General features: G+C 64.7%; 19 protein-coding genes and 1 pseudogene. 10 read left to right on the top strand and 10 right to left on the bottom strand.

Annotation, left to right across the window (positions count from 1 at the left end):
- Positions 1-2: 2 nt before the first annotated feature.
- Complete coding sequence (locus tag A5695_RS21580; protein WP_068086936.1) at positions 3-896, bottom strand: SDR family oxidoreductase; 894 nt, start codon at positions 894-896, stop codon at positions 3-5.
- A gap of 165 nt (positions 897-1,061) precedes the next feature.
- On the opposite strand from A5695_RS21580, the gene A5695_RS21575 reads away from it, so the two are divergent.
- Positions 1,062-1,964 carry a LysR family transcriptional regulator gene (locus tag A5695_RS21575; protein WP_068086930.1) on the top strand — a complete coding sequence of 301 codons (903 nt, stop codon included), beginning with the start codon at positions 1,062-1,064 and terminating at the stop codon, positions 1,962-1,964.
- 41 nt (positions 1,965-2,005) lie between these two features.
- On the opposite strand, the pseudogene A5695_RS28760 reads toward A5695_RS21575, so the two are convergent.
- The 4 genes and pseudogenes from A5695_RS28760 to A5695_RS21555 all read right to left on the bottom strand — a co-directional run.
- Positions 2,006-2,152: pseudogene (locus A5695_RS28760) on the bottom strand (CoA transferase); the annotation flags it as partial.
- A gap of 139 nt (positions 2,153-2,291) precedes the next feature.
- A complete protein-coding gene (locus A5695_RS21565; protein WP_068086926.1) occupies positions 2,292-3,104 on the bottom strand; it encodes a class I SAM-dependent methyltransferase in 813 nt (270 codons plus the stop codon).
- Positions 3,105-3,159: 55 nt separating this feature from the next.
- Entirely contained in the window at positions 3,160-3,852 is a 693-nt protein-coding gene (locus A5695_RS21560) for a M15 family metallopeptidase (RefSeq protein ID WP_068086924.1), read from the bottom strand.
- A gap of 42 nt (positions 3,853-3,894) precedes the next feature.
- Positions 3,895-4,494 carry a TetR family transcriptional regulator gene (locus tag A5695_RS21555; protein ID WP_068086922.1) on the bottom strand — a complete coding sequence of 200 codons (600 nt, stop codon included), beginning with the start codon at positions 4,492-4,494 and terminating at the stop codon, positions 3,895-3,897.
- Between the two features lie 60 nt (positions 4,495-4,554).
- Here A5695_RS21555 and A5695_RS21550 point away from each other — a divergent pair, with 60 nt between their 5' ends.
- The 4 genes from A5695_RS21550 to A5695_RS21535 all read left to right on the top strand — a co-directional run bounded on the left by A5695_RS21550 (position 4,555) and on the right by A5695_RS21535 (position 10,949).
- A complete protein-coding gene (locus A5695_RS21550) occupies positions 4,555-6,264 on the top strand; it encodes a CocE/NonD family hydrolase (protein WP_068086920.1) in 1,710 nt (569 codons plus the stop codon).
- Between the two features lie 423 nt (positions 6,265-6,687).
- Positions 6,688-7,332: a hypothetical protein gene (locus A5695_RS21545; RefSeq protein ID WP_068086919.1), complete on the top strand. Its 645-nt coding sequence runs from the start codon at positions 6,688-6,690 to the stop codon at positions 7,330-7,332.
- Between the two features lie 522 nt (positions 7,333-7,854).
- Complete coding sequence (locus A5695_RS21540; protein WP_082946237.1) at positions 7,855-10,014, top strand: molybdopterin-dependent oxidoreductase; 2,160 nt, start codon at positions 7,855-7,857, stop codon at positions 10,012-10,014.
- 149 nt (positions 10,015-10,163) lie between these two features.
- Positions 10,164-10,949: an SDR family NAD(P)-dependent oxidoreductase gene (locus A5695_RS21535; RefSeq protein WP_068086911.1), complete on the top strand. Its 786-nt coding sequence runs from the start codon at positions 10,164-10,166 to the stop codon at positions 10,947-10,949.
- A gap of 206 nt (positions 10,950-11,155) precedes the next feature.
- On the opposite strand, the gene A5695_RS21530 is transcribed toward A5695_RS21535, so the two are convergent.
- Together A5695_RS21530 and A5695_RS21525 are read right to left on the bottom strand one after the other, a co-directional pair.
- A complete protein-coding gene (locus tag A5695_RS21530; RefSeq protein ID WP_068086909.1) occupies positions 11,156-12,298 on the bottom strand; it encodes a Rieske 2Fe-2S domain-containing protein in 1,143 nt (380 codons plus the stop codon).
- Between the two features lie 55 nt (positions 12,299-12,353).
- Positions 12,354-13,511 (bottom strand): Rieske (2Fe-2S) protein, encoded by a 1,158-nt coding sequence (locus A5695_RS21525; protein ID WP_082946236.1) that lies wholly within the window; start codon positions 13,509-13,511, stop codon positions 12,354-12,356.
- 230 nt (positions 13,512-13,741) lie between these two features.
- Between A5695_RS21525 and A5695_RS21520 the strand changes: the two genes are divergently transcribed.
- The 5 genes from A5695_RS21520 to A5695_RS27925 all read left to right on the top strand — a co-directional run bounded on the left by A5695_RS21520 (position 13,742) and on the right by A5695_RS27925 (position 19,758).
- Entirely contained in the window at positions 13,742-16,381 is a 2,640-nt protein-coding gene (locus A5695_RS21520) for a LuxR family transcriptional regulator (RefSeq protein ID WP_197515579.1), read from the top strand.
- 251 nt (positions 16,382-16,632) lie between these two features.
- Entirely contained in the window at positions 16,633-17,271 is a 639-nt protein-coding gene (locus tag A5695_RS21515) for a hypothetical protein (protein WP_156749790.1), read from the top strand.
- 201 nt (positions 17,272-17,472) lie between these two features.
- Positions 17,473-18,468 carry a trans-acting enoyl reductase family protein gene (locus A5695_RS21510; RefSeq protein ID WP_068086902.1) on the top strand — a complete coding sequence of 332 codons (996 nt, stop codon included), beginning with the start codon at positions 17,473-17,475 and terminating at the stop codon, positions 18,466-18,468.
- Positions 18,469-18,511: 43 nt separating this feature from the next.
- The gene (locus A5695_RS21505; protein ID WP_197515578.1) at positions 18,512-19,288 is read left to right on the top strand and encodes a tyrosine-protein phosphatase; all 777 of its coding nucleotides are present in this window, start codon (positions 18,512-18,514) and stop codon (positions 19,286-19,288) included.
- Positions 19,289-19,413: 125 nt separating this feature from the next.
- Positions 19,414-19,758 carry a helix-turn-helix transcriptional regulator gene (locus tag A5695_RS27925; RefSeq protein WP_082946234.1) on the top strand — a complete coding sequence of 115 codons (345 nt, stop codon included), beginning with the start codon at positions 19,414-19,416 and terminating at the stop codon, positions 19,756-19,758.
- A 53-nt stretch (positions 19,759-19,811) separates the two neighbouring features.
- Here the strand turns inward: A5695_RS27925 and A5695_RS21500 are convergent, their stop codons facing one another.
- From A5695_RS21500 to A5695_RS21490, 3 genes are read right to left on the bottom strand one after another with little or no spacing between them, the layout of a single operon-like run.
- Entirely contained in the window at positions 19,812-20,987 is a 1,176-nt protein-coding gene (locus A5695_RS21500; protein ID WP_082946233.1) for an LLM class flavin-dependent oxidoreductase, read from the bottom strand.
- Between the two features lie 28 nt (positions 20,988-21,015).
- A complete protein-coding gene (locus tag A5695_RS21495) occupies positions 21,016-22,083 on the bottom strand; it encodes an LLM class flavin-dependent oxidoreductase (RefSeq protein WP_068086895.1) in 1,068 nt (355 codons plus the stop codon).
- 43 nt (positions 22,084-22,126) lie between these two features.
- A complete protein-coding gene (locus tag A5695_RS21490; RefSeq protein ID WP_082946231.1) occupies positions 22,127-23,227 on the bottom strand; it encodes a phosphotransferase family protein in 1,101 nt (366 codons plus the stop codon).
- Positions 23,228-23,263: the final 36 nt, after the last annotated feature.

Raw genomic sequence — 23,263 nt, 5'->3', positions numbered from 1 at the left:
GTTCACTCGCCGAAGTAATGGCCGGCGTCGAGATCCTCGAGCAGGCCGGCCCGTTCGGGATTCCAGTCGAGTTCTTTCTTGGTCAGCGCGTTCGATGTCGGATTGTCCAACGCCGCAAAGAGCGCCAGGAAGCCAAAATGGCCGGCCTCGTCCACGGGAATTCCGCGTACCGGCACTTCGAGGTGGCGGCCAATGACGGTGGCGATGTCACGGAACGGCACGCCCTCGTCGGCGACCCCGTGCAAACGGGTTCCCGGCGGCGCCTTTTCGAGCGCCAGCAGATACAGGCGCGCGGCGTCCAGCGTGTGCACAGCGGGCCAGCGGTTCGCGCCGTCGCCGAGGTAGGCGGAGACGCCTGTCGAGCGGGCGGTGCCGATCAGATGCGACATGAAACCGTGGTGATCCAGGTTGCTGTGCACCAAGGGCGACAACCGGATAACCGACGATCGCACCCCCCGTTCGGCCAACGCGATGACGGCGTTCTCCGAATCGACCCGAGGCCCGCCGGGCAGCGTGTCGTGCTCGGTTCCCAGTCCGCCCTGACCCAAGAGCGAAAGCAGGAGGGTTCCCGAGGTGCTGACGAAGGGCCGGCCGGAGCCGACGAGCGCCTCCCCGATGGCGTTGACGGCCCGCAAATCCGATTCGGCCGCGGCCACGAAGTTGTCGAAATCGTGTTTGAAAGCCAGGTGGATGACACCGTCGGACGCGGCGGCGGCGGACTGCAACCCGTCGAGGTCGTCGAGGTCGCCTCGGTGCACACTCACACCCTTCGCCGCCAGCGCGGCGGCCGACGCGTCGGAGCGGGCCAGGCCGGTGACGTGATGCCCCGCCCGCGTGAGCTCGTCGACGACGGCCGAACCGATGTGTCCGCTCGCGCCCGTGACAAAGACATGCATGGAATTCCCTTTCGCTTAGGCGGTATTCGCGGGTTCCAGTCAATGACCCGGGCGGGCCGGTTGTCCAAGGCCCGTTTCAGATGGCGCGATACTGAATCGACATCACCGCACGTCATTCAGCTTTAGGCACAGGCAAGCTGATGCACGTGCCGTTACACTAACCGCATGACCGATTCGGCGTTGCCCGTGATCGACCTCGATCTGCGGTTGGTCGGATACTTCGTCGCGGTGGCTGAGCACCGGCACTTCGGCCGCGCCGCGACCGCGCTGCGGGTAGCGCAGCCGTCGTTGAGCCGGCAGATCCGCCGGCTCGAGCAACAGCTGGGCGCTCGACTGCTGGATCGCACGCCGCAAGGCACCCGGCTGACGGAGGCGGGGGAGGTCTTCCTGCCGCGGGCGAAAGCGCTGCTGCGTTCGGCCACGCAAGCGGCGGCCCAGGCCCGGGCCGCCGCACAGCCCAGCCGGATCACCATCGGATACACGACTGGGATGATCATCACCCCCGCGGTGCGCGAGATGCGCCGCGAACACCCGGACGCCGAAGTGCAAGTCACGCATCTGCATTGGGGCCAGGCTCTGGACGCGTTGCTCGGACATCGGGTGGACGCGGTGGTGACCCGGCTGCCGTTCCCGACCGACGGCCTGCACGTAACCATCCTCTACGACGAGCCTCGGGTGCTGGCGATGTCGGTCGACCATCGCCTCGCGGGCCGAGATTTCGTCACGCTGGATGACATCGCCGACGAACCGATGCCCCGGGTCCGTGACTCCGATCCGGCGTGGAGTGCCTTCTGGCGCATCGATCCGCGGCCCGACGGTCGCCGCGCGCCCGATGGACCGTTCATCGACGCGCTCGAGGACAAATTCGAAGTCATCGCCTCCGGGCAGGCGGTGGCCATCGCTGCTGGGTTCCATGGCAACGCCCTGCGGCCCGACATCACCACCGTCCCGCTGCAAGGCGTCGAGCCCTGTCACGTGGTGTTGGCGACGCGCGCCGGGGACCGCAGTCGGTTGGTGGCGGCCTTCCGCAAGCTCGCCGAGGCGCACCTCAGGGGGCCGGCGTCCTGACGCCGAATGTGAAACTACCGTCACGCTCGCGGCGGTGGGCGCTACGCCTCGGGCAGCTCGGGCGGCGGGCGGTAGTCGGGGTCGTAGCCCGAGACGTGGATCGGGCTACCGACGAGCCGGAAATCGCCGGCGGTGATGATGATCTCGGGCGTCGCTTCGAGCGCTTCGGGCAGCGAACGGACGGCGGTGCCCACCATGCAGGCAGCGGCGATGCGCCGCGGGGACGCGGCGGGCGCGGCAGGATTGCAGCCTTCGGCCTCCGAAGCGGTCTTCCGGCCGCGCACCGGCCGATGCTACAAACCGTCGCGGTCGCCCGCAGCCGATGAGCTACCCCCGGCAGAGGACTTCGCCGTGTGGAATGGCGATCCAGCCGTCGGGGGCGGCCGCCCAGGCGCGCCACGCGGCGGAGATCTCCTCGAGCTGCGCGGTCGTGGCCAGACCCAGATCCAGCAGGTCGCTTGCGATCCGCGAGTGCAGGATCCGGTCGGCCCACATGCCGCCCCACCATTCGCGCATTGACGGCGTCGCGTAGCACCACACACTTCCCGATGGCGTGATGTCGGCGAAACCCGCCTGCCGTGCCCAGGACAACAGGCGCCGGCCCGCGTCCGGCTCGCCGCCGTTGGCACGAGCGGCCCGCTCGTAGAGATCGCGCCACAGGTCGAGCGCCGGCAATTGCGGGAACCAGATGAACCCCGCGTAGTCGGCGTCGCGCGCGGCCACGACACCGCCGGGCGCGCAGACCCGTTTCATCTCCCGTAGGGCCCCCACCGGATCGGCGACGTGCTGCAGCACCTGGTGCGCGTGCACAACGTCGAATGTGCCGTCGGCAAAGTCGAGCCGGTGCGCGTCGGCGGTGGCGAAGGAAACATTCGACAGGCCGCGTCGCTCGACCTCGGCACGGGCCACGCCAAGCACGTCGGCCACCTGGTCGACGGCTGTGACGGGCCCGGGCGCGACGAGGTCGCCGAGATCGGCGGTGATCGTCCCGGGTCCGCAGCCGATGTCCAGCACGGACAAGCCGGGCTTCAGGCGGGGCAGCAAATAGGCGGCCGAGTCCTGGACGGTGCGCCGCTGGTGGCTGCGGAGCACCGACTCGTGGTGGCCGTGGGTGTACGTGACTCCGCGCTCGTCGCTCATTCTCCGAGCGTACCGGTCAATTCATATTATGAAACCATCATCTCAACATATGAGATTAATCGACGGGCACGTTCAGGATCGGCCGGTCGACAGCGGCGCCCGGGCCGTCGAAGTGCCACCACTCCCCGGAGTACGGCGCCAAACCCCCGTACTTCATGGCGTTTCGCAGCGCGGCCCGGTTCGCTTGGGCGTCGGCGCTGACGCCCTCGGTAGCGAAGGCGTTTGCGCGCGAAGAGAAGTCGTCGAAGTCGGTGCCCATGTCCGCCAGGCAGAGCCCCTCCGCGTGCAGCCCGGATGCGCACGGCTGCTGCGCGGTCGTGAACGTCATGTCCACCGAGCGCCCCGACTCGTGGCTGTGCGCGTACTGGCCGGGACGCGCGACCCAAGCCGGATTGGGGACAACGTTGAACATCTGGACCTGCACATCGTGAGGCCGATAGCAGTCCCAGAACACCAGGAGGTGTCCCTGGGGCCGTAGTGCCGTCGCCGCCGTCGCCAGTCCGGACGCCATCGACTGGTGCACCAGGCAACGGGCGTCGGCGGGATACAGCTGCGTGTGCGTGAAGTTGTTGGTCGTGGCGTAGCGCAGGTCGATGACGGCGTCGGGGACCACACTTCGGACGTCGACGAATCCGGCCGCGTGGGCCGCCTCGCTCACCGGCGGTACGTCGGGACTGGCCTGGGCGGTCCCGACACCCACCAGACCTGCGGCGACCGCCAGTGCAAGGTTGGGGCGCAAAAGACGCATCCGGTCATTGTCGCCGTTGCTCGGGCTCAGTCGCGTTAGCTCCTAGGAGATGTCGCCTTCGACGTAGCGCTGCAGGTTCGGTGCCACCGCCGCCACCACCTGATCCTCGGGCATGGATGCGATCGGCTCGATCTTCCAGACGTAGCGCAACAACGCGAAGCCGATCAACTGGGTGGCGATCAGCCCGCTGCGCCGCAGTCGTTCGTCCTCGTCGGCGCCGAGGGTGGAACCGCCGATGAGGCCGCGCTCAACGATGAGCCGCAGCTTCTCTCGGGTCTTGTCCTCGTGGGCGGCCGTCAGCACCACGGCGCGCAGGATGGGACCGACCTCCTCGTCGGTCCAGGTGTCCAAGACGGTGCGGATCAATTGCCGACCCAGGTCGGCTTTGGGCGTCGCCCAGGTCGCCGCCACCGCGTCGAGCCACTTCTGCGGTGGCGTGGTGGCGGCGTCGAGCAGGCCCTCCTTCGAGCCGAAGTAGTGATAAATCAGCGCCGGATCCACGTCCGCCGCCCGGGCGACGGCACGAATCGCCGTGCCGGCCCAGCCATGTTGGGCGAACTCGTCGCGAGCGGCGGCCAGAATGCGCGCCGCCAGCACGCCGCGCTCGTCGCGCGGACCGGGGGTGCTCGATCGCTTGGGCACGACGCCACCCTACCGAAGTCTCATCTTGCGTTGAAACTATTCTCAACGTAGCGTGAAACTGTGACGACGCTCAACGGCCCCCAGACCACGGGCCGCGAATACCGGAACCTCAGTGAGCCGCGGTACCCGGCGCGCACCGACGTCAACACCGCGATCGGGGTGCGGGACGGCACAACGCTTTTGGCTGACGTTCACCGGCCGGACGCCGAAGGCCGCTTCCCGGCGCTGCTGGCCGCGTCGCCGTATCCGCGCCAGATGCAGGACCTGGGCGCACCGGCGGGGTTCATCGAGGCCGGCAGGACGGACTTCTGGGTGCCGCGCGGCTACGCGCACGTCATCGCCAACCTGCGCGGTACCTGTGGCTCCGAGGGCACGTTCAACTTCTTCGACGCGCAGGAGCGCCGCGATGTGCACGACCTCGTCGAGTGGGTCGCGGCCCAGCCGTGGTGCGACGGCAACGTCGGCATGATCGGCATCAGCTACTTCGCCATGACCCAACTCGAGGCGGCCGTCGAGCGACCGCCGCACCTCAAAGCGATCTTTCCCCTTGCCGTGACGAGCGACCTCTACGAGGGTGCCAGCCACCACGGGCTGCTGAGTTCGTCATTCATCACCCCGTTTCTCGCGATGATGGGCCTGACGTCCGACCGCAGCGACAAGCTGTGGCGCAGCAAGCCGATCGGTTTGGCGCGGCGCGTATTGAACAGTCCGGGTGTGCACAAGAGATTCGAGACCATGAATGGCGAGGCGGCGGTCACCATGCTGCGCCAGCTGCTCAGGCTGCCACACAATCCCCAGCCGTGGGACGAACTATGGCAGGAGGCGGCGGTCAAGCACCCCACGCGCGACGAATGGTGGGAGGAGCGAAACCTGTTGCCGTTGCTTGAGAAAATCGACATCCCGGTCTACCTGGGGTGCGACTGGCAGAACGTGCCGTTGCACCTGCCCTCGACGTTCGCCACGTGGAACGGGCTGTCGCACAACGCACACGTGCGGATGGGCATGCTTGGCGAGTTCGGGCTGACCTGGCCCTGGGAAAGCATGCACACCGAGGCGCTGGCCTGGTACGACCATTGGCTGAAAGGCCGCGACACCGGCGTGATCGAGGGGCCCCCGATCCGCTACTTCTTGCCCGGCGCCGACGAGTGGCGAACCGCCGACTGCTGGCCGCCGTCAGCGGCCACGCATCGCGAACTGGCCCTCCGCGCCGACGGCGGGTTGGACACCGACGAGGGTGAGCCCGGCGGACGCGAATTCATGGTGCTGGGCTCGGGCCTGGGCCGCGTCAAGGCTAGCCCGCTCGACCCGCCGTCGATGCTGGCCTGGACCAGCGTGCCGCTGACCCGGGACGTCGACGTGGTCGGAGACATCGAGCTGCGGCTGGTCGCCTCGGCAACGGCGATCGATACCGCATGGATGGCGATGCTGCATGACGTGGCCCCCGACGGGGCGACGACCGCCGTCACCGCGGGCTGGTTGCGCGCCAGCTTGCGCGAGGTCGACGAAGCTGCCAGCCTCCCCGGCGCGCCGGTGCTGCCTTGCCGTCGGCCGGAAGCGGTACCGCCGGGCGAGGACGTCGAATATCGAATACCCCTGGTTCCCAATGCCCGCCGGTTCGCGGCGGGCCACCGCATTCGCCTGACCATCACCAGCGACGACCAGGACCTGTCGACGCCGGCGATCATGAACTTCCGGCACGCCGGCGTCGGCACCTCGAGCCTGAACACCGTGCGGTCGTCGTCGCGCTTGTTGCTGCCGGTGCTCGGGTAACGGTTAGCCGTAAGACCCATAAGGAATTGAGTAACCGAGTCAATGGCGAGCAACCCACCCAGATGGGCGCAAGTCGCTAAGTAACGAACCGACGCCGCCGAGCCATGGCGGTGGCTTTCGTCATCAGGACCGTTTCACTTTGGTCACCCCGGGACACGGATTGCTAAGAGCTACGACTGTGTCTTGAGCTGGGTTTCGCCTCACTGGCCTCGCCGACCAGGGGCACGACTCAAGCCCGCGGCGAGGCAGGCAATCCATCTCGGGACTGAATAGGCCGCGGTTTCAAGGGTCTTTGGACTCCTCGTCACGGTCCGCATTGTCTATGCGCCGGAGCCTTACGCCCCTCGTCGGTGATCGTGCCGAACTGAAAACATCTCAACCACCTGCTGAACTATCCGCCGGGTTAATCAAAGGAGTCGTTTCATGGCCATCACCAGCGATCGCCCGGGGCGGATGAACACGTGCCCGCAGCAAGGCGCCGGCGCACCGGACAAGATCGCGAGATTCCAACACTGCGACCTCATCGCCGCTGCGGCCGGTGCCGCTTTGTTGGTGGTCATTGGGGTGCTGTCCGGGTGGGCCCATTACAGCTTGTCGACGGCGCACCGGGCCTCACCGAACACCGCTGCCCCACCGGCGAGCACTTCGCAGCCGCCCGTCACACCCCAGCGCATGAGCGCGCAGCTGCGCGCTTGGCTCGCCGAGGCCCAGCCCTCAATTGAGGCGCTTGTCGCCGCACGACACGAAATCGCCTCTGCCGCCGCTGATGACGATCTGGCCCGTACGGGTGCGACCTGCCAGAACGCCGACGGCGCAGTCACAAGCTTGGAGCGATATCTGCCGAGCCCCGACCCGGCGCTCAACACCGTTTTGCAACAGGCCACAAACAGCTACCACGTCGGGCTGCGCTACTGCATCTCGGGAGTCCAAAAATACGACGGCAACGACATCATGCAGGCGGTGACTTATATCAATCAGGGAACCGCCGACTTGCAGAGAGCAACAGACACGCTCCAACACGACCCCGCCAATCTCGAACCGCACGACCCGAATGTGATGACCGTATAGCTCAAGCCGGATTTCGCGTCACTGCCGACCAACGTGCTTCCCTTTCGGCCAGGGCGTTGCTAAATCGATCGCCGCCGGCTCGGCGACGCGGCTGTCGTACCGCAGCTTCAGCAGAACGCAGCCACGAACCACTCTGACGCCTCTGCGACAACCGTGCTCGAATCCCCCCGAGGCCACCATGCGCCGCGTCGCAACAGAGGCCTTCCTGACCGTCGTCCGTTTATCCCGTGTACGAGTTCCTAGGACGGGCTCATCGCGACGTCTCCACGGCCACGCCACGGTTAAGAACGCAAGGTCCGGTCTCCGCCCTGAGCGTCGGCCACGACCCTGCTTCGCGCCAAGACGACCGGTTCGCGGTTGGTTCTCCCCCGCCCCGCGGCAATACATCCCAATCCGGTTAGGGGTCGTGAAATCGCACCACTGAGATCGCATTTCGATTCTCGCTGATCGGGCCCACTACCGACGTGTACTACGCAATACTGTATGACAAACAACAAATATCCCCTTCCGGCCTAGAGGGAAGTGACCTTGACGAGCAAGACAGTGCGGTCCGTCTGCCGAATCTGCTTTGGGCTCTGTGGCGTAGTGGTCGAGGTCGATGACGATGACCGCATCGCGGGCATCCGAGGAGATCGGGACCATGTGCTCAGCCAGGGCTACACCTGCCTCAAGGGTCGCCAAGCAGCGGAGCAAGCCAACAGCTCCAGTCGCCTGCTTCATCCGCTGAAACGGCAACCCGACGGGACGTTCATCCAGATCCCGTTAACCCAGGCGCTGGACGAGATCGCCGAACGAATGCGCCACGTCCGCGACCGTCACGGCCCGAGCGCCATCGCCGGCTACCGGGGCACGGCCATGGCGATCGCAACCACAAACGGGCCATTCATCTCGGATTGGCTGACGTCGCTGGGGTCGGGCTCGTTCTACACCACGAACACAATTGACCAAGTCGCGAAGTTCATTATGCCCGACATCCTTGGCCGCTGGGAAGCCGGTCGACCGCACATGTACGACGCGGACGCGATGCTGCTGGCGGGAGTCAATCCCATCGTATCGGCAACCGCGGTGGGATTCGTTACGTTTCATCCCGTCCACCGAATACGAGAAGCCCGGCAACGGGGTATGAAGCTCATCGTGGTCGATCCGCGCCGCACAGAAACGGCTCAGTACGCAGATGTCCACCTGCAGCCGTATCCCGGCGAGGATCCCACAGTCGCGGCCGGGCTGATTCGCGAAATCCTGCTCAACGGGTGGGAAGACGCAACCTTCTGTGCCGATCACGTCGAGCAGTCGCAGTTCGCATCCCTCAAAGACGCGGTTCAGCCATTCACCCCACAAATGGTCGAACGCCGCGCTGGCGTACCAGCCGATGACTTGAGAGCGGCGGCCCAGATCTGGGGTTCCGCAGACCGCCCCATCGCGCTGACCGGGACCGGTTCGAGCATGGCTTACCGGAGCAATTTGTCCGAGTTGCTCTACCAGGTGCTCGAGGTGTTGCGCGGGTCGGTGTTGCGGGAGGGAGAATCGATTACCAACCCCGGTGTCATCACACCCTCGATACCCATGCGCGCCCAGGTGATTCCACCCACCCGGCCCTGGGACGACTTGCCGCCCGGACGAATTCGTGGTGCAAGCAGCGTCATCGGCGAGAAGCCTTCCGGCACACTGGCGGACGAAATACTCACCCCGGGAGAGGGGCAGGTGCGCGCATTCTTCTGCTTTGGCGGCAATCCCGCTGCCACCTTCCCGGATCGTAAGAAGATCAACAAGGCGCTCAAATCGCTGGACTTACTGGTGGTGGTCGACCCGTTCCTCACCGATACGGCGCGACTAGCGGATTATGTGCTGCCGCCGGCTATCCCGTACGAGCGACCAGACATGCTGGCGCCCGACTGGCTCGAACGCATACTGATTCCAGGCCCGTTTCAGCAGTACGTTCCCGCGGTAACGACACCCGCACCCGGATCGGATGTCTTAGAGGACTGGCGCATCATGTGGGAATTGGCCCGGCGCCTCGGGGTCCAGGTGACGTTCCAGGGCGTGGCACTCGACATGGAAACCCCTCCTACCTCGGACGCGCTCATCGAAGTCGTCACACGTCACGGGCAGGTGCCGCTCGAGGTAATCAAGAACTCCCCTGGCGGCGCCTTCTTCCCGATCGAGCAAATCGTCGCGCCCCCCGACCCCGAGGCGGCGGGACGGTTCCATGTGATGCCTGACGACTTTGCCACCGAACTACAGAATGTTGCTGCTGAACCTGCAGAGCCCCAGAATCATTGGCGCGATGGCCAACCCTACAAGTTCACGCTTGCGTCACGACGCCTACGCGAGGTGTACAACACCTACGGGTTCCAGATATCGGAGCTTCACCGGCGCCGGCCGTACAACCCGGCATATTTGCACCCCGACGACCTTGCCGAACTAGGTCTCAGCCCGGGCGACTACGTGACGGTCGAATCTCAGCACGGCAACATCATCGCAATCGTCGACAGCGATCCAGCCGTCAAGCGCGGCGTCGTCTCGATGTCACACGGCTGGGGCCACAACTCAGATACACCAAACGACGTGCGGCAGTATGGATCTAGCACCGGGCTGCTAATCGCCGACGACCGCCTGTACGACTCGATCCACTGCCATCCTCGGATGTCCGGTATCCCAGTCAACGTCGTTGCAATGAGCTGAGCTCAAACCATAGCTCGGCTTGCCGCTCCGAAGTCACCGATGGGCGATCGGCATCAAGCAATCGACCACTGAATCAGGCAGACCAGCACCACCTCGACCCGCTGACCTCGAGATCGCCCCCGAAGCGACACGGATGCAAAGGCCCAATCATGACTGTGCCCAACGAGTTCCCGCTACCACGCGACTCCGTGGATCTGACTGGACAGGTTGCGATGGTGACGGGTGCCACCGCGGGACTTGGCCGGAGATTCGCGATGGTGCTCGCGGAGGCCGGAGCATCGGTCCTGGTCACAGGCCGCAGGGTAGAACTTCTCGATGAGCTGGCCCAGGAAATCGTCGACCGCGGACACCGATGTTCAGCAGTACCGATGGACGTCTCGCAGGCAGCAGACCTGCCCGAAGTGCTCGATCGGGCAGAGACTCCTTACGGAACCATCACGATCTTGGTCAACAACGCCGGGACGCCGGACGCACAGCGGGCCCACCGAATGTCGCTCGAAGTGATCAACAAAGTCATCGACACCAACCTACGTGGACCGTTCGTACTCGCCTGTGAAGTGGCGCGTCGCCTCATCGCCAAAAAGCAACCGGGACGGATCATCAACCTGTCATCGATGGCGGCCTACCATTACGAGGGTGACGCGGCCGCGCTCTACTCGATCACGAAGGCAGCGATCAGCAGGATGACCGAGGTTCTCGCCGTAGAGTGGGTCCGCTATGGAATCAACGTCAACGCGATCGCACCTGGAGCATTCCTCTCGGAGATGGTGCAACACCATATCGAACGGGCAGGAGACTTCACCGATCGATTGCCGCGCAAGCGGATTGGAGACCCCGACCGCCTCGACAGCACTCTGCTCTACCTCGCCGCACCAGCGTCGGAATACGTCACCGGAACGATTATCAAAGTCGACGACGGCCAATACCCGCGCTGAAGCAGCAGCTCGGCACATTCGCCGACCAGCCCAAAGTCACCACACCGGGGTCTTGCGAGGGTCGGCTGCACGTGCAGCGTTCCACTGCGAGATGCCGCGCGCTTTCGCGATCTTCTTCGACCGTAGCGCTACGTCGCGAACACGCCAGCGGCGATACCGAAGGTAACCGACACCCAACGCGAGCAATGCGCCGAACCTGACGGGGGTCATACCGGAGCCTCGACATCGGTATGTTCGGCGCCGACGTGACGGTGCGTCCATTTGATTCCAGCACGACGGCCGTTGGAGTGTAGGTTGTCGCCAGCTTCGAGTGTTCGATCGGGCAGTCGGCGGTCCCAAAACTTGCGGTAGGCGACGAGAGCGCGGTCCAGACGGTTGTAGCGCGGTCCCTCCGGTTCGTCACGGTGCACCATCACCGGGTAGTCCTGCCGGATCGCCACCCAGCCGCGCGCCCGAGCCCCCGCTGCCACGAGACCGTCGAGCAGACCGCCGATCACGGGCACATCGAATCGCGGGGTGAAGGTGATGAGCATGATCAGCAGCGTGTCCACATCAACTGGTGCCAATCCGTTGATTTGGCGAGTCGCCTGCACTGCCTTGCCAATCGGCCCCGTGAGGCTGAATCTAGGCGCATCGACGTCCGGCGGCTCCACCCACAGGTTGCTGATTCCACTGCCGTAGACCTCGAATACGACATCGCCGGAAAACTCGATGATATCCGTGAGGTCGTCACGTCTGTAGAGGCGGGCGAATTCCTTTGGTGTCAAGCCTCTTTTGCCATATATCCGGCCGGTCACACTCATCGCCGACTCGGTTTCGTCGGTGACCCAGCAGTCACCCCAGTCGCCCGTATTGTGCAGAAACGCGAAATGCGCCATGTCTGGCTCGTTTTCGATCAGCCACTTCACCGGGTAGGGCAACATGAAGCGCGAGTAGCTGATCTTGACGTCGTCCTCGGTCAGTCCCATCTGCCCGAGGATGTCAGGTAGATCGTGATCCGCAGGAAGCTCGCCGCTCCAGACGAAGACGCCGCCGTAACGCTCTTTGACGAGATATTCTTGGGCGCCGTCGAAGGCATCGGCGTGGTTCTCGCAGACCGCGACGCCGTCCCTCTCGCTCCAGCGATCCCCGATTCGGCCTAGACGCTGAGTGCATGCGTGGTCCTGACAGTGCAGCGTGCCGTCGGCGTCGCGCCATAAGACCAGATCGCGTTCTAGGCGCCGCATCGGAACAGCTTCGCCGGCGCGAACGTCCTTGGAGAACGCGATCAGCCAATATGACGCGGGGTACTTGCCATTGAGGACACCAAGCCGACCAGACCGGCTGTCAGGTGATGTGTCGGTTTTCATGACTGGCTCCTATCGGGATCAGTAGCGCAGGCCGGGAAAAGGCGGGTGGTGGACGTCATCCGAGCGCTTCGGAAGTCGGTTCGCGCCCCAACAGCGGCACCCACTCGTCGGGGAGGTTGATATCGGTCGCCGGCGAAACCTGCACTACCAATCGCGCGGTGTCCAGCGCTGTGGCGAGGCGCCTGAGCCGACGTCCGACCAGACCCATCAACACCGCGTCGGCGGCGGGGACAGCCCATCGTGCGGATCGGCGGGAGGGATAGACGCCAACGCAGGTCACTGCGAGGGTCTGATCGTTGATCTGGGTGATAGAGCACAGCAACCTGCTCGCCCCCAGGGTTCGTCGAATCATCCGCTCATGCCGGCGGCGGGGCTTGCTGTTCGTCAGCGCCGGCGGGCGGACGTGGATGCGCGCGACCTGGACGCCACCGCCGATCGTGCAGCTCTCTAAAGTCGGATCAGTAACCACTTGGAGGAACTGAACCGTCGGTGCAGCACTGTGAGTTCCGTTGACCGCCGACAAAGGACCGGCACACCCTTCCACTCGGGCGGTCGGCTGAATCGACGTCCATCGAGGGTCCGAGGTCGCGATGACGCGCTCTCCCGCGCGGCCGCTCAGCAGCCACTCGAAGACTGCCCGACTGTTCGGCCAAGACCATCCATCGGAACCGGGGTCGGCGACTAGGTTCTTGGACGTAGGTAGTGTCAGGGCCCACCGTAGGGGCCTGCCCGTTACGATCTCCCCTTCGCGCGCTTCGCCGTCGCCGACCATTTCTCGCAGCGTCGAGCAAAAGGCCTGCGCCCGAGTGCCTTCCACGTTTCTGTCGGCGGACAGGAATACCAAACCGTGAACTTCGGCGACCCCGTAACTCGGAAGGCAGATGTTCGACCGCCGCGACGGATCTGCTTCGATGCCCGGCTGGTCGACATTGTTGCCGTCAGCATCGTAGGCCCAGCCGTGGAACGGGCACACGAGCCGATTCTCGACGACCTCACCGCCGTAGCCGAGGTGGGCGCCCAAGTGTCGGCACACTCCGTCTAGACATCTCAGCGCGCCGGACTGCTCTCGCCAGATAACCAGGTGCCGGCCCCCGACAGTGGTAGGCAGGACCTTGCCCGGCTTGAGTTCGTCACTCTTGCCCCACAAGACCCAGCGGCCGTCGGCCGGACCAGCGTCCGGATCAGCGCCATTGGTTGCCGACTGCCGCACCATACACTTCGCTCCACTTCGCTGGGGTTCCCACTGCCGCGTCGAGGCCGACGGGCGGAAGGCCTGAAAAAAGCGAATCACAAGGCCTTTCCGCCGTAAAGGCACGCCACTACCCGAATCCCTCGCCGCCACTACGCGCCGCCGAAGATGGCACCACACGGTCCGCGTCACCGGTGCGCATCAAGCGTTCGAAAACCAACCTGCGAGACAGTGTGGTGAGATACTTTCCTTGGGTGGAGGATGAGTGGCCACTGGTCGAGCGGGCCGCTGAACTCGACGAACTGTGGAGTTCGCTGGGCGGCGAAGACACGGCGGTCGTCCTCGTCGGCGCGCCAGGGGTCGGCAAGACCCGGCTCGCACGCGAATGCCTCCGCAGCGCTCGGCGTCAAGGCTTCGGTACCGCCAGCGCCACGGCCACGCACTCGTCCCGCAGTATCCCATTCGGAGCAGTTGCCGGGTTGCCGTCGTCCATCCACCAAACTGGTCCGCCCGTCGAGGATATGGCTGGGTGGATCAGGAGGTCGCTCTCGGCCATTGCCGAGCAGCAGGCCCGAGGGCACCGGTTCCTTTTGGTGGTAGACGACGCGCACCTGCTCGACGATGAATCGGCAAGCCTGGTACACCACATCGTGACCGCCGGAGTCGCGGCCGTACTCGTCACACTGCACGACGGCGAGCCGGCGCCAGAGGCGATCGTCGCACTGTGGAAAGACCGGGTGGCAAAGCGGCAAGACCTGGCAAAGCTGGGCACGGACGCGGTCGGCAGACTGCTGTGCTCGGCCCTGGGCAACCCGGTCGACCCCGCCGCCGTGGCCGATTTGGCGCGACGCTGCGACGGCAACATTCTGTTCCTGCGCGAACTGGTTCTGGGCGGGATCGCCGACGGCGAGCTACGCGACGACGGTGGGATCTGGCGCCTCATGGGCGAACTCACGCCATCGACCAGGCTCGTCGAACTGATCGAGACCCGATTGGCCCACCTTCAGCCCGCCGAACGCGAACTGTTGGAGCTAGTGGCGTATGGCGAGCCCGTGTCTTCGGCCGAGCTGGATGTCGTAGGCGTGCTGGATCTAGCGGTGCAGCTCGAGCGGAAGAAGCTGTTGACCAGTCGGCTCATTGACCACCGGCTGGAAGTACGGCTGACCAATCCGCTTGACGCGGAAGTGCTTCGGGCGCGCCTACCTGCGCTCCGCAGAGGAACGATCGCCCGCACACTCATCGCTGCTTCAGAAGCCGTCGGCACGAGAGGCAGTGGCCACACCCTGCGCCTGGCGACCTGGAGTCTGGACGCATGCCAGAGCTCTCCCGACCTGTTTCTGGCCGGCGCCGCCGCAGCGCGCTGGGACTATGATTTCCTCCTCGCCGAACGGCTCGCCCGAGCCGCCGTCGATACCGGGGCCGGGTTCGAAGCCGCGCTCATGGCCGCTCAATTGGCTCGTCTCAATGGACGGGCTGAGCAGGCCGCCGCCGAACTCGCCGACCTGGCGGTGCAGGCGGTCGATGACACCCAACGTGGTCGGGTGGCCGCCACCCGCCTCGGCCACCTTGGCTTCTTCCTGGGCGAGGCGGGCGAGGCGCAGCGGCTGGCCGACGAGGCCGAGGCTGCGATCGCCGACCCCGTATGGCGCGCCGACATACTTGCCCGGCGTTCGGCCCTGCTCCTCGGCAGAGACGGGCCGAGAGCGGCCGCCGACGCCGCGTTGCCGCTGTTGGAATACGTGAAAGGGCCCGCCTACGTATGGGCTTCTCAGGTTGCTTCGCTCTCGTTGGGCCGGTTGGGACGGGTGCGCGCTGCGCTCGACATAGCGGAGCGGGGCTACCTTGCCCACACCGCACTGGATGAACCGGTGGAGTCCTACCCATGGGCACATATCTTCATGCGATGTGAGGCGCTCGCTTGGTCCGGACAGCTCGGCGAAGCCGAGCGAATCGCCGTGGAGCAGTACCAGCAGTCCCTCGCTGACCGGTCGCCGGAAGCGCAAGCGTGGTTCGCCTGGCATCTGGCCAAGTTCGCCGGCGAGCGCGGAAACTTGCGCATGGCAGAGGTACACGGCCGAGAAGCGGTGGCCCTGTTCCGGCAGCTGAGCGAACCGCAGTTCGTGTGCTGGTGCCTGATCGATCTGGCTTTGATTCTTGCCCTGTCCGGTAATGCCGAGGGTGCCGCTGACGCGCTAGCGACAGTGGACGGTCTAGGCGTGCAACCAGGGTATTTCATGGGAGTCGACCCGTTGCATGCGCGCGGATGGCGCGCGGTAGCGGAGAACAATCTCGTTGAGGCACAACGTATGTTCGAGGAGGCCGCCGATGTCGGATCGGCGATCGGTGACGCCATGGGCGAGGCGTCCGCCCTGCACGCGCAGGCCCGTCTCGGCGGTGCGGCGGTTGTCTCCTCCCGGTTGTCGGTGCTTGCCACACAGACGGAAAGCGAGCTCGTAGCAGTACGGGCACGGCACACCACCGCGCTGATCCGCAACGACGCTCGTTCGCTGGCATCAGCTTCCGTTGAATTCGAAACCATGGGCGCCACTCTGCTGGCCGCCGAGGCATCTGCTGATGCGGTGGCTGCGTGGCTCGATAGTGATCGGCCGCAGGAGGCTGCCGACGAGGCCCGGCGGGCCCGCACTCTGGTAGCGCTCACCGAGGGCGCCCGTACGCCGGCGTTGAGTCGGCTCGAAGAGCCCGTCCGGTTGACCCCTGCCGAGCGAGAAGCCGCGGTACTCGCCGCCAACGGCGAATCCAACAAGGAAATCGCGGACAAGCTCGGCGTCTCGGTGCGTACCGTCGAAGGCCGCCTACAGCGCGTTTACAACAAACTTGGCATCGAGAAGAGATCTCAGCTGGCAGTTGGAGTGGATCCTCTCGTGGCCACCTGACGGGAGTCGCCGGGACCCTGCGCATCTCCGCGGGGCGCTCGAGTCTCGCTGAATGTTGTATGCTCCTGAACAGTGTGCTTGTGAAGTAAGGAGCGATGTGATGGTCATCGTTCCCATCCGTCGCGCTATCCCGCCCCTTCGGGCCGACAGTCAGGCTCGGCGGCGACCACAGTGTCGCCCAATCGGGCTGGCTGCAACGTCCACTTGTGGGCGCCCAAACCAGCGATTAGGGGAGCAGGGAACTAAAGAACATGCGAACCAGCGCAATCGCGGTAAAGACCGACATGGTGGACCGACGCGTGCCATCGGCTGACGGCAGCGCGGCGCGCGATTCCCCTGCCCCGCATGCACCTCATGTCGCAGTCTGGATCGACCGATCCGGTCCAGGGAGCACGACGGCGAACTGGACCATCGTGTCAGATCCAATTGCCTCGAGCCCCAGCATGGTCCGCATACAAGCCATCGATCTGCGAGAGGCACAACGCAAGACGGCGAAGACACGCGCCGAAGTGGCCGCACGCGGAGGCGACGCAACGTCTGTGATGGTGCTTGTCGACGTCGATGTGATGATCGCGTCTGACCCGCGCACGGCGCACACAGAGTGGAGTCGACTCGCTGGAGACACGAACCACCCCACCGACTCGTTGGTATATGTCGGCACGGCAAAAGGGCTCGCTGGATTGATCGCCGACATCCACGCAGCCCAGGTGGCCGACGGCGTCACGCTCGTGCCCCGCACTCCCGACGTACTGGACCGGATCCTTGACGAGGGGTTGGCTCACCTCGAGGAGGCAGGCCTCGAAGTATCACAGTCACAACTAGCGTTCGTCTCCCGATGCCGCGACAACACGCGAACTGTCAACAGATCGACAGAAGACCACCTCGGCTGAGTGGCGTGCGCCGAAGGCGTACCGGCAGGGTGTCGAACGACCCGGCGCGCCGCAACCGTGGCGAGATCGCCACCGCCGCATTACCCGCAGTTCGCCAAAACCACACTCACCAATGCCATTCGGCGCCAACCTGTTGTATGGCCAGATACTGTCTTGATATAAACTTGTTGAAGCGACGAAGCAGAGGCGGAGTACGAGGCGATGGGCGCACACAAGTCCCTCATGATCTACGGTGCCACCGGCTACACTGGCAAGCTCTTGTCAGCGGAGGCTGTCCGGCGCGGACTCGTTCCCATCCTCGCGGGACGAGACAACGTCCGCCTGCAGGAGGTGGCGAACAGCTTGGGCCTCAAAGAGACTCGCGCCTTCGCACTGGACGACCCGACAGCGGTACGCCGAGGGTTGGACGGCATCGACTGCGTTCTTCACGCGGCCGGCCCATTTGCCACCACTGCGCGGCCGATGATGGAGGCGTGCCTCGACACGTCCACGCACTATCTGGACATCACGGGCGAATTGTCAACCTTCGAACTTGCCGAGGCACTTGACGAAAGGGCCGTAGCGGCAGGCATCATGCTGATGCCGGGCGTCGGCTGGGACGTCATTCCAAGTGACGCCATCGGGTTTCACACCGCCCAGCGCGTGCAACGGCCGCAGTCCGTGAAATTCTTCCTCAAGCACTTTGGAGGTGTCTCCCGCGGATCCATCAAGAGCAGCGGATACATCTTCGCCGAGGGAGCCAAGGTCCGCCGGGCCGGCGAAATCGTTCTCAATGACGACCCGCAGTTGCTCAAGGTCGACTTCGGCGCGGGCCCGGAGACGATGGCGCCGATGGCGATGGGCGACCTCGTCACCGCCTGGAAGTCCTTCGGCGTCCCCGATATCGACGTTTTCTTGGTCGCACCGGACGGGGACCTGGCCGCCGTCAATATCGACGACTTACCCGAAGGGCCGTCCGCCGATGAGCGTGACGCCGGAACGGCGAAGGTCATCGCCGAGGTGACCGGGGCCGACGGGAGCGTCGCGCGCTCGATGATCGAGACACCGTCGGCTTACTCGTACACCAGCAAGTCCGGCATCGAAGTCGCCGCGCGCGTACTTGCCGGCGATCTCAAAACCGGGTTTCAGTCACCCGTCTCGGCATACGGGCCGGATCTCGCGCTGAGTGTCGCCAATTCCACCATCGTCGATTTGTAGTTTGGGGGCTGCGTCCGGAATGTCCGGTTACGGCGAGTGCGCGATGGCGCCAGGTGTATGGAACTTTCGAGATGCGGCGGCGGGCGCTGCACTGCGACCGGGGTTGTTCTTCCGCTCCAGCGAGTTGAACCGCTTGGACGAAGCCGGCTGGGAGAGCATCCAGCGGCTTGGCGTTGCCGACATCGCCGACCTGCGATCGCAGCGGGAGATCGAGCGTGCCGGCAGCTGCCTCTTACCTGTCGGTGTCGCCGTTCACCATCTGCCCTTTCCGGCCACGGCCGTCAACGGCGGCGAGGCTCCACACGAGGCGTCTTTTCAGCGTGTGATGCAAGAATCCAACGGCGACGACGTCGCCCTCCTGGCCCAGCGATTCATGACCGAGGAGTACCAGCGGTTCGCGACGTTGCCAGGCGCGCGACGCGCGGTGCGACAAGTGATCTCGCTATTGGCTGACGAGCGACCGGTGATCGTCCACTGTTTCGCGGGCAAGGACCGTACCGGGTTCGTCGTGGCGCTGGTGTTGGAGACGGCTGGGGTAGATCCCGAGGCGATCGTCGCCGACTTCATGCGCAGCAACGACTCGTTGACCGAGTTGCGTGGGCACGTCCTGGAATCGGTGCGTGAGCGGGCCGCTGACTATCCCGAGCTTGCCGACTCGGCGACGTGGCTCAGTGAGGACATCCTCGGAGTGCGTGAGGAGTATCTCGACGCTGCCAGGCGCGCCGTCGACAGCCACTACGGGTCGCTGGACAAGTTTCTGGCCGCCGCGGACGTAACTCCCGACGACATCGAGCGCCTGCGCGCAGCCCTGCTCCGATAGGGATCCTTTCCGATTCGATCGGAGGCCGCCGATCCCGAAACTTGCGGTAAGCGAGCAGGCCCCGCCGCTGAGCCTCGCAGACACTGTCCGCACTTGACGATCTCGGCTTGAGTCCTGGCCACTTCATGGGCGATCGACCCGCGACAAGCTCGGGCCTGGACCGCAGTAGCGGCTGGCGACTCCGACACTGTTGCCCACAAGAGGCAGCCGATGAGGCTCGGCGAGCGCACAGTCTGGCGGCCCGCTGCGGTGGGGCTCAGACTCCCGCGCTGCGCCGGCTGGGCGATCAGGTCGGTCTCACCTCCGCTGAACATGAAGCCGCGCGACTGGCAACCAGTGGCCGATCCAACAAGGAAATCGCCGAGAATCTCTGCGTTTCCGTGCGTAGCGTTGAAGGCCGCCTACAACGCGTCTGCACGAAACTCGGAATCTCGAAACGCTCCCAATTGGTCGTCGGGGTTGATCCCTAGCCTCTTCGCTTCGATTCGTGCTCTGTTTGACAGTGCAACCGCCGCAAGGCGACTCAGCTGTCGGCGCGCAGGCCCGCGCTACGCATCATCGGCAGCACCTGCTTGTCGAATCGGTCGAGGGCGTCGTCATAATCGATCATTGCCACCGTTACACCGTTGATTCCAGCGTCCGACAACTTTTGATATTTCTCGACGACCTGTTCGACGGATCCGACGATCGGAACGGCGTTGCCTGTCCTGAGGACGCTCAGCAGCATCTGGTTCTGTTTGAAATCGGCGAAGCTTCGCACGTCGCCGCCGCCGAGCGTCTTGACCATGGTGGCCGCGGAGTCGAAGTCGCCCTTCTCTTCCCAGACGTACTTGGCGTAGTCGAGCGCCTCCTTCTCGGTGTCGCGACAGATGACGTGCGTCATCGTCCACAGCGCCAGATCCTCACGCCCGGCGCGGTCGGCGTCTGCCCGCAGCTCGGAGGTGACCGCGGCGGCGTCGTCGACATCCTGGACGCCGAGGAACAGCAGATCGGCGTGCTCGAAGGCAAAGTGGCGACCAGCAGGACTGGTACCCGCGCTCATGATGACCGGGTAGGGACTTTGCACCGGCTTGGGAGCCGATTCTGCTCCCGCCAGCTTGTAGTATTCGCCGTCGAAGTCGAACTCGTACTCATCCTCTTCGGTCCACAGCCGTTTCAGGATACGAATCCATTCGTCGGCAACCAGGTAGCGTTCGTCGTGCTCGCGAAGCGGCGTCCCAAACATCGCGTGCTCGGTCGGATGGTAGCCGGCGACGATGTTCAACCCCATCCGCCCGCCACTGATGTGGTCGACGGTCGCCATCAGTTTGGCCGCCAACACGGGGTGGTAGAACGGCACGTGAGTGGTCGAGAAAATCTGGATCCGTTCGGTGGCCTCAGCCAGTCCCGCTGCCCACGTGAACGTCTCGTATAGCCGGTCCCAGTGGCGCCCCGGCCCGGCGACCCCTTTCCAGCGAGCGATCGGGATGAACGCCTCGATCCCCAGGCTATCTGCCTTTTTCGCGATGTCGCGGACTTCGGACCAGTGGCCCAGTTGAATCTGGTTCTCCGCAAACGTCATCGAACCGTTTCCGCCAGAGGCGTTCGCTCCGAAGATGCCGAGCTTCAACTTGTTCGGACCCGACAGGACCGGGCGCTGGCTACGCTCGACGGTGTGATCAGCGGTGACGCGGTGATCAAAGTAATGGTCAGTGCTCATGGTCGAATCTCCTTCAGGGCAGCGGTCATCAGGCCACGAGACCTGCTTTCTGGTCTTCGGACTTCACACGACCGATGAAGGACTTCATGGGTTCGAGGAAGGCGGGCAGCACGATGTGGCCCGTGATGTCCAACTCGCTGCGGAGGTCGTTGAGGTGCGCCACCATGTCGTCTTCGGTGCCGACGAGGAAGTACGGGCTCTGCATCATCTCCTCGACAGACAGGGTGAAGCCGATTTCGGGTCCATAGGATCCGCGGTACATGGCATCCATCTGCTGCAGCGCGATGCGCGCACCCTCTTCGCGGCTGTCCGCCGGGACAAACAGGAATGAGGCAGTACTGAAGCTGATCTGACTGGCTCGGTCCCCCGCAGTCTCCTTGACGAATTCGATCTTCTTGGCGACGCGTTCGCGGGTGAATTCTTGCGGATCCTTGGGCAGGCTCTGCGAATTCAACCCGGCGGTCATGACGTCCACGATGTCGGCGAACTCGGCGGCAATACTCATCATCCGCTTGGCGCCGCCGCCGATGCGGAAGGGAATGTGCTCTTGGGCCGGCCGTGGTAGACCCAGCAAACCATCGACCTCGTAGTACTCACCCTTGAAGGTCACCGGCTCGGCGGTGTCCAGCAGGGGCCGGATGATCTGGAGCGCTTCGCGCAGGCGCGCGGCCCGCACGGCAGGTGGCTCGAAATGGTAGCCCGCCTGCCGGTACTCGTTGGGGTTGAAGCCGGCGCCGATACCCATTTCGGCCCGGCCACCGCTGAACAGGTCGATCGACGCGATCATCTTGGCTGTCAGTGCCGGATTCCGGAAGTCGTTGACCAACACCGCCTGGGTCACCGTGATGCGTTTGGTTGCCGCCGCGCAGGCCATGGAGTCGATCAAGGCATCCGGCGAGTCGTAGAAGTGGTCGCCGGTGCTGAAACCGTCGAGACCATACTCCTCTGCCCTGCGCGGAGGGTCGAGCAATGCATTCGCGCGAGCTTCAGGAGTCTCCTTCTCCTCTAGATGGCGCGTGGTGCCCCAGGTATCTCCGGGAACCGTGATGTCGCGCTGCAGGACGAAGTTGAACGGCTTCGTCTGTCCCGCTACCACTATGTGCCTCCAAATACTTCGGTTCGTTGATGTTTTGACGGGACTATGACTGCGTCACCGGGAGCTCAAAGGGTTCCGGAAGCAGCTTGAGCAGATAGCGGTTGTAGTAGTTCATGGCCGGTGTCGGATCAGTGAGCAGGTCTTGCCGCTCCGAACGAGCGAAACTGACTACACCGCAGGCCATTTGGAAAGCGGCTTTTGTGACGAAGTAGTTCAGATTCTCGAGGGCGACCCCGCAAGCCTCCTGGTACCAGGCCGCACGCTGCTCGATAGAGGGCAGTGCGATGTCCAGACCACTGAAGAAGCGGGCAGAGACATCGTCCAAGACGTGCTGCCACGCCAGATCGCTCTCGCGCGCGCCGATACGCGAGAACTCGAAGTCGAGAATGCCGACGAGGTCGTCATCGCCCCACAACACATTGCTGCTCTGAAAGTCACCGTGGATGAGCACTGGCTGCGGACAGGCGGGGGCGTTCTCATGAAGCCAACGTCGCACCCGATCGTAGAGCGGCACCAATTCGGGCGACGGCACGACCATTTCGAACCACTCGTCGACCTCGTCTTCGATCGGGCGGCAGTCATCGATTCGTTTGGCCAGAGAGGGGACGTCGCGGGGATCGGTCTTGGCGTGGAAGGCTGCCAGGTGGCCGACCATCGTGCGAAGACGAGCGAACCGGGTCTGGTCATCGAGATCGGCCAGCGACCCCCCGGGCCCGAAGTAGGCCGCCGTCGACGCCCGGCCGGGAACAAAGTCCATGACGTAGCCGGGCCGGCCGAGCCACTCGCCGTGGGCGTCGATCCACAGCGCGTTGGGGACCGGCAGCCCGACGCTGTGCAAGTAGCGCTGGATTTCGAACTGTTGCGGTAGGTCGTACCGGACGAAGAAGGGCGTCTCGGGCATCAGCCGTGCGACGTAGCGCGATACCGGAGCGGCGGGATCGTCGGCCGCACGGGCCGAAAACAAGATGCTCGTCGACGACGAGCCCGCGTCTGGGCGGATGACGTCGCTGACCACCGCCGGCGTGCCCTGACTGGCCAGCAGCGCACCGAGTCGCTGCTCCCAGTCGGCCTCGGTGTAGGTGGTGTGGCCGGCGCGAATGCCGCCGACCATTTCGTCGAGTCGATCGTCACTGTGTGTACTCATGGCTCCGCAGTATGTCGTTGTTGGCGAGGGGGTGTC

It is taken from the genome of Mycobacterium sp. E1747, assembly GCF_001667775.1.
Lineage (GTDB): Bacteria > Actinomycetota > Actinomycetes > Mycobacteriales > Mycobacteriaceae > Mycobacterium.
Note: the sequence above shows the minus strand (reverse complement) of the source record. Positions and strands in the feature narration are given on the sequence as shown.

Excerpts from the sequence above, each read along its gene's own strand:
- A5695_RS21535 (WP_068086911.1), top strand. The coding sequence starts at position 10,164 with ATGACTGTGCCCAACGAGTTCCCGCTACCACGCGACTCCGTGGATCTG.
- A5695_RS21525 (WP_082946236.1), bottom strand. The coding sequence starts at position 13,511 with ATGGTGCGGCAGTCGGCAACCAATGGCGCTGATCCGGACGCTGGTCCG.
- A5695_RS21580 (WP_068086936.1), bottom strand. The coding sequence starts at position 896 with ATGCATGTCTTTGTCACGGGCGCGAGCGGACACATCGGTTCGGCCGTC.
- A5695_RS21510 (WP_068086902.1), top strand. The coding sequence starts at position 17,473 with ATGGGCGCACACAAGTCCCTCATGATCTACGGTGCCACCGGCTACACT.
- A5695_RS21500 (WP_082946233.1), bottom strand. The coding sequence starts at position 20,987 with ATGAGCACTGACCATTACTTTGATCACCGCGTCACCGCTGATCACACC.
- A5695_RS21560 (WP_068086924.1), bottom strand. The coding sequence starts at position 3,852 with ATGCGTCTTTTGCGCCCCAACCTTGCACTGGCGGTCGCCGCAGGTCTG.
- A5695_RS27925 (WP_082946234.1), top strand. The coding sequence starts at position 19,414 with ATGGGCGATCGACCCGCGACAAGCTCGGGCCTGGACCGCAGTAGCGGC.
- A5695_RS21505 (WP_197515578.1), top strand. The coding sequence starts at position 18,512 with ATGGCGCCAGGTGTATGGAACTTTCGAGATGCGGCGGCGGGCGCTGCA.
- A5695_RS21545 (WP_068086919.1), top strand. The coding sequence starts at position 6,688 with ATGGCCATCACCAGCGATCGCCCGGGGCGGATGAACACGTGCCCGCAG.
- A5695_RS21490 (WP_082946231.1), bottom strand. The coding sequence starts at position 23,227 with ATGAGTACACACAGTGACGATCGACTCGACGAAATGGTCGGCGGCATT.
- A5695_RS21575 (WP_068086930.1), top strand. The coding sequence starts at position 1,062 with ATGACCGATTCGGCGTTGCCCGTGATCGACCTCGATCTGCGGTTGGTC.
- A5695_RS21515 (WP_156749790.1), top strand. The coding sequence starts at position 16,633 with ATGCGAACCAGCGCAATCGCGGTAAAGACCGACATGGTGGACCGACGC.
- A5695_RS21530 (WP_068086909.1), bottom strand. The coding sequence starts at position 12,298 with ATGAAAACCGACACATCACCTGACAGCCGGTCTGGTCGGCTTGGTGTC.
- A5695_RS21565 (WP_068086926.1), bottom strand. The coding sequence starts at position 3,104 with ATGAGCGACGAGCGCGGAGTCACGTACACCCACGGCCACCACGAGTCG.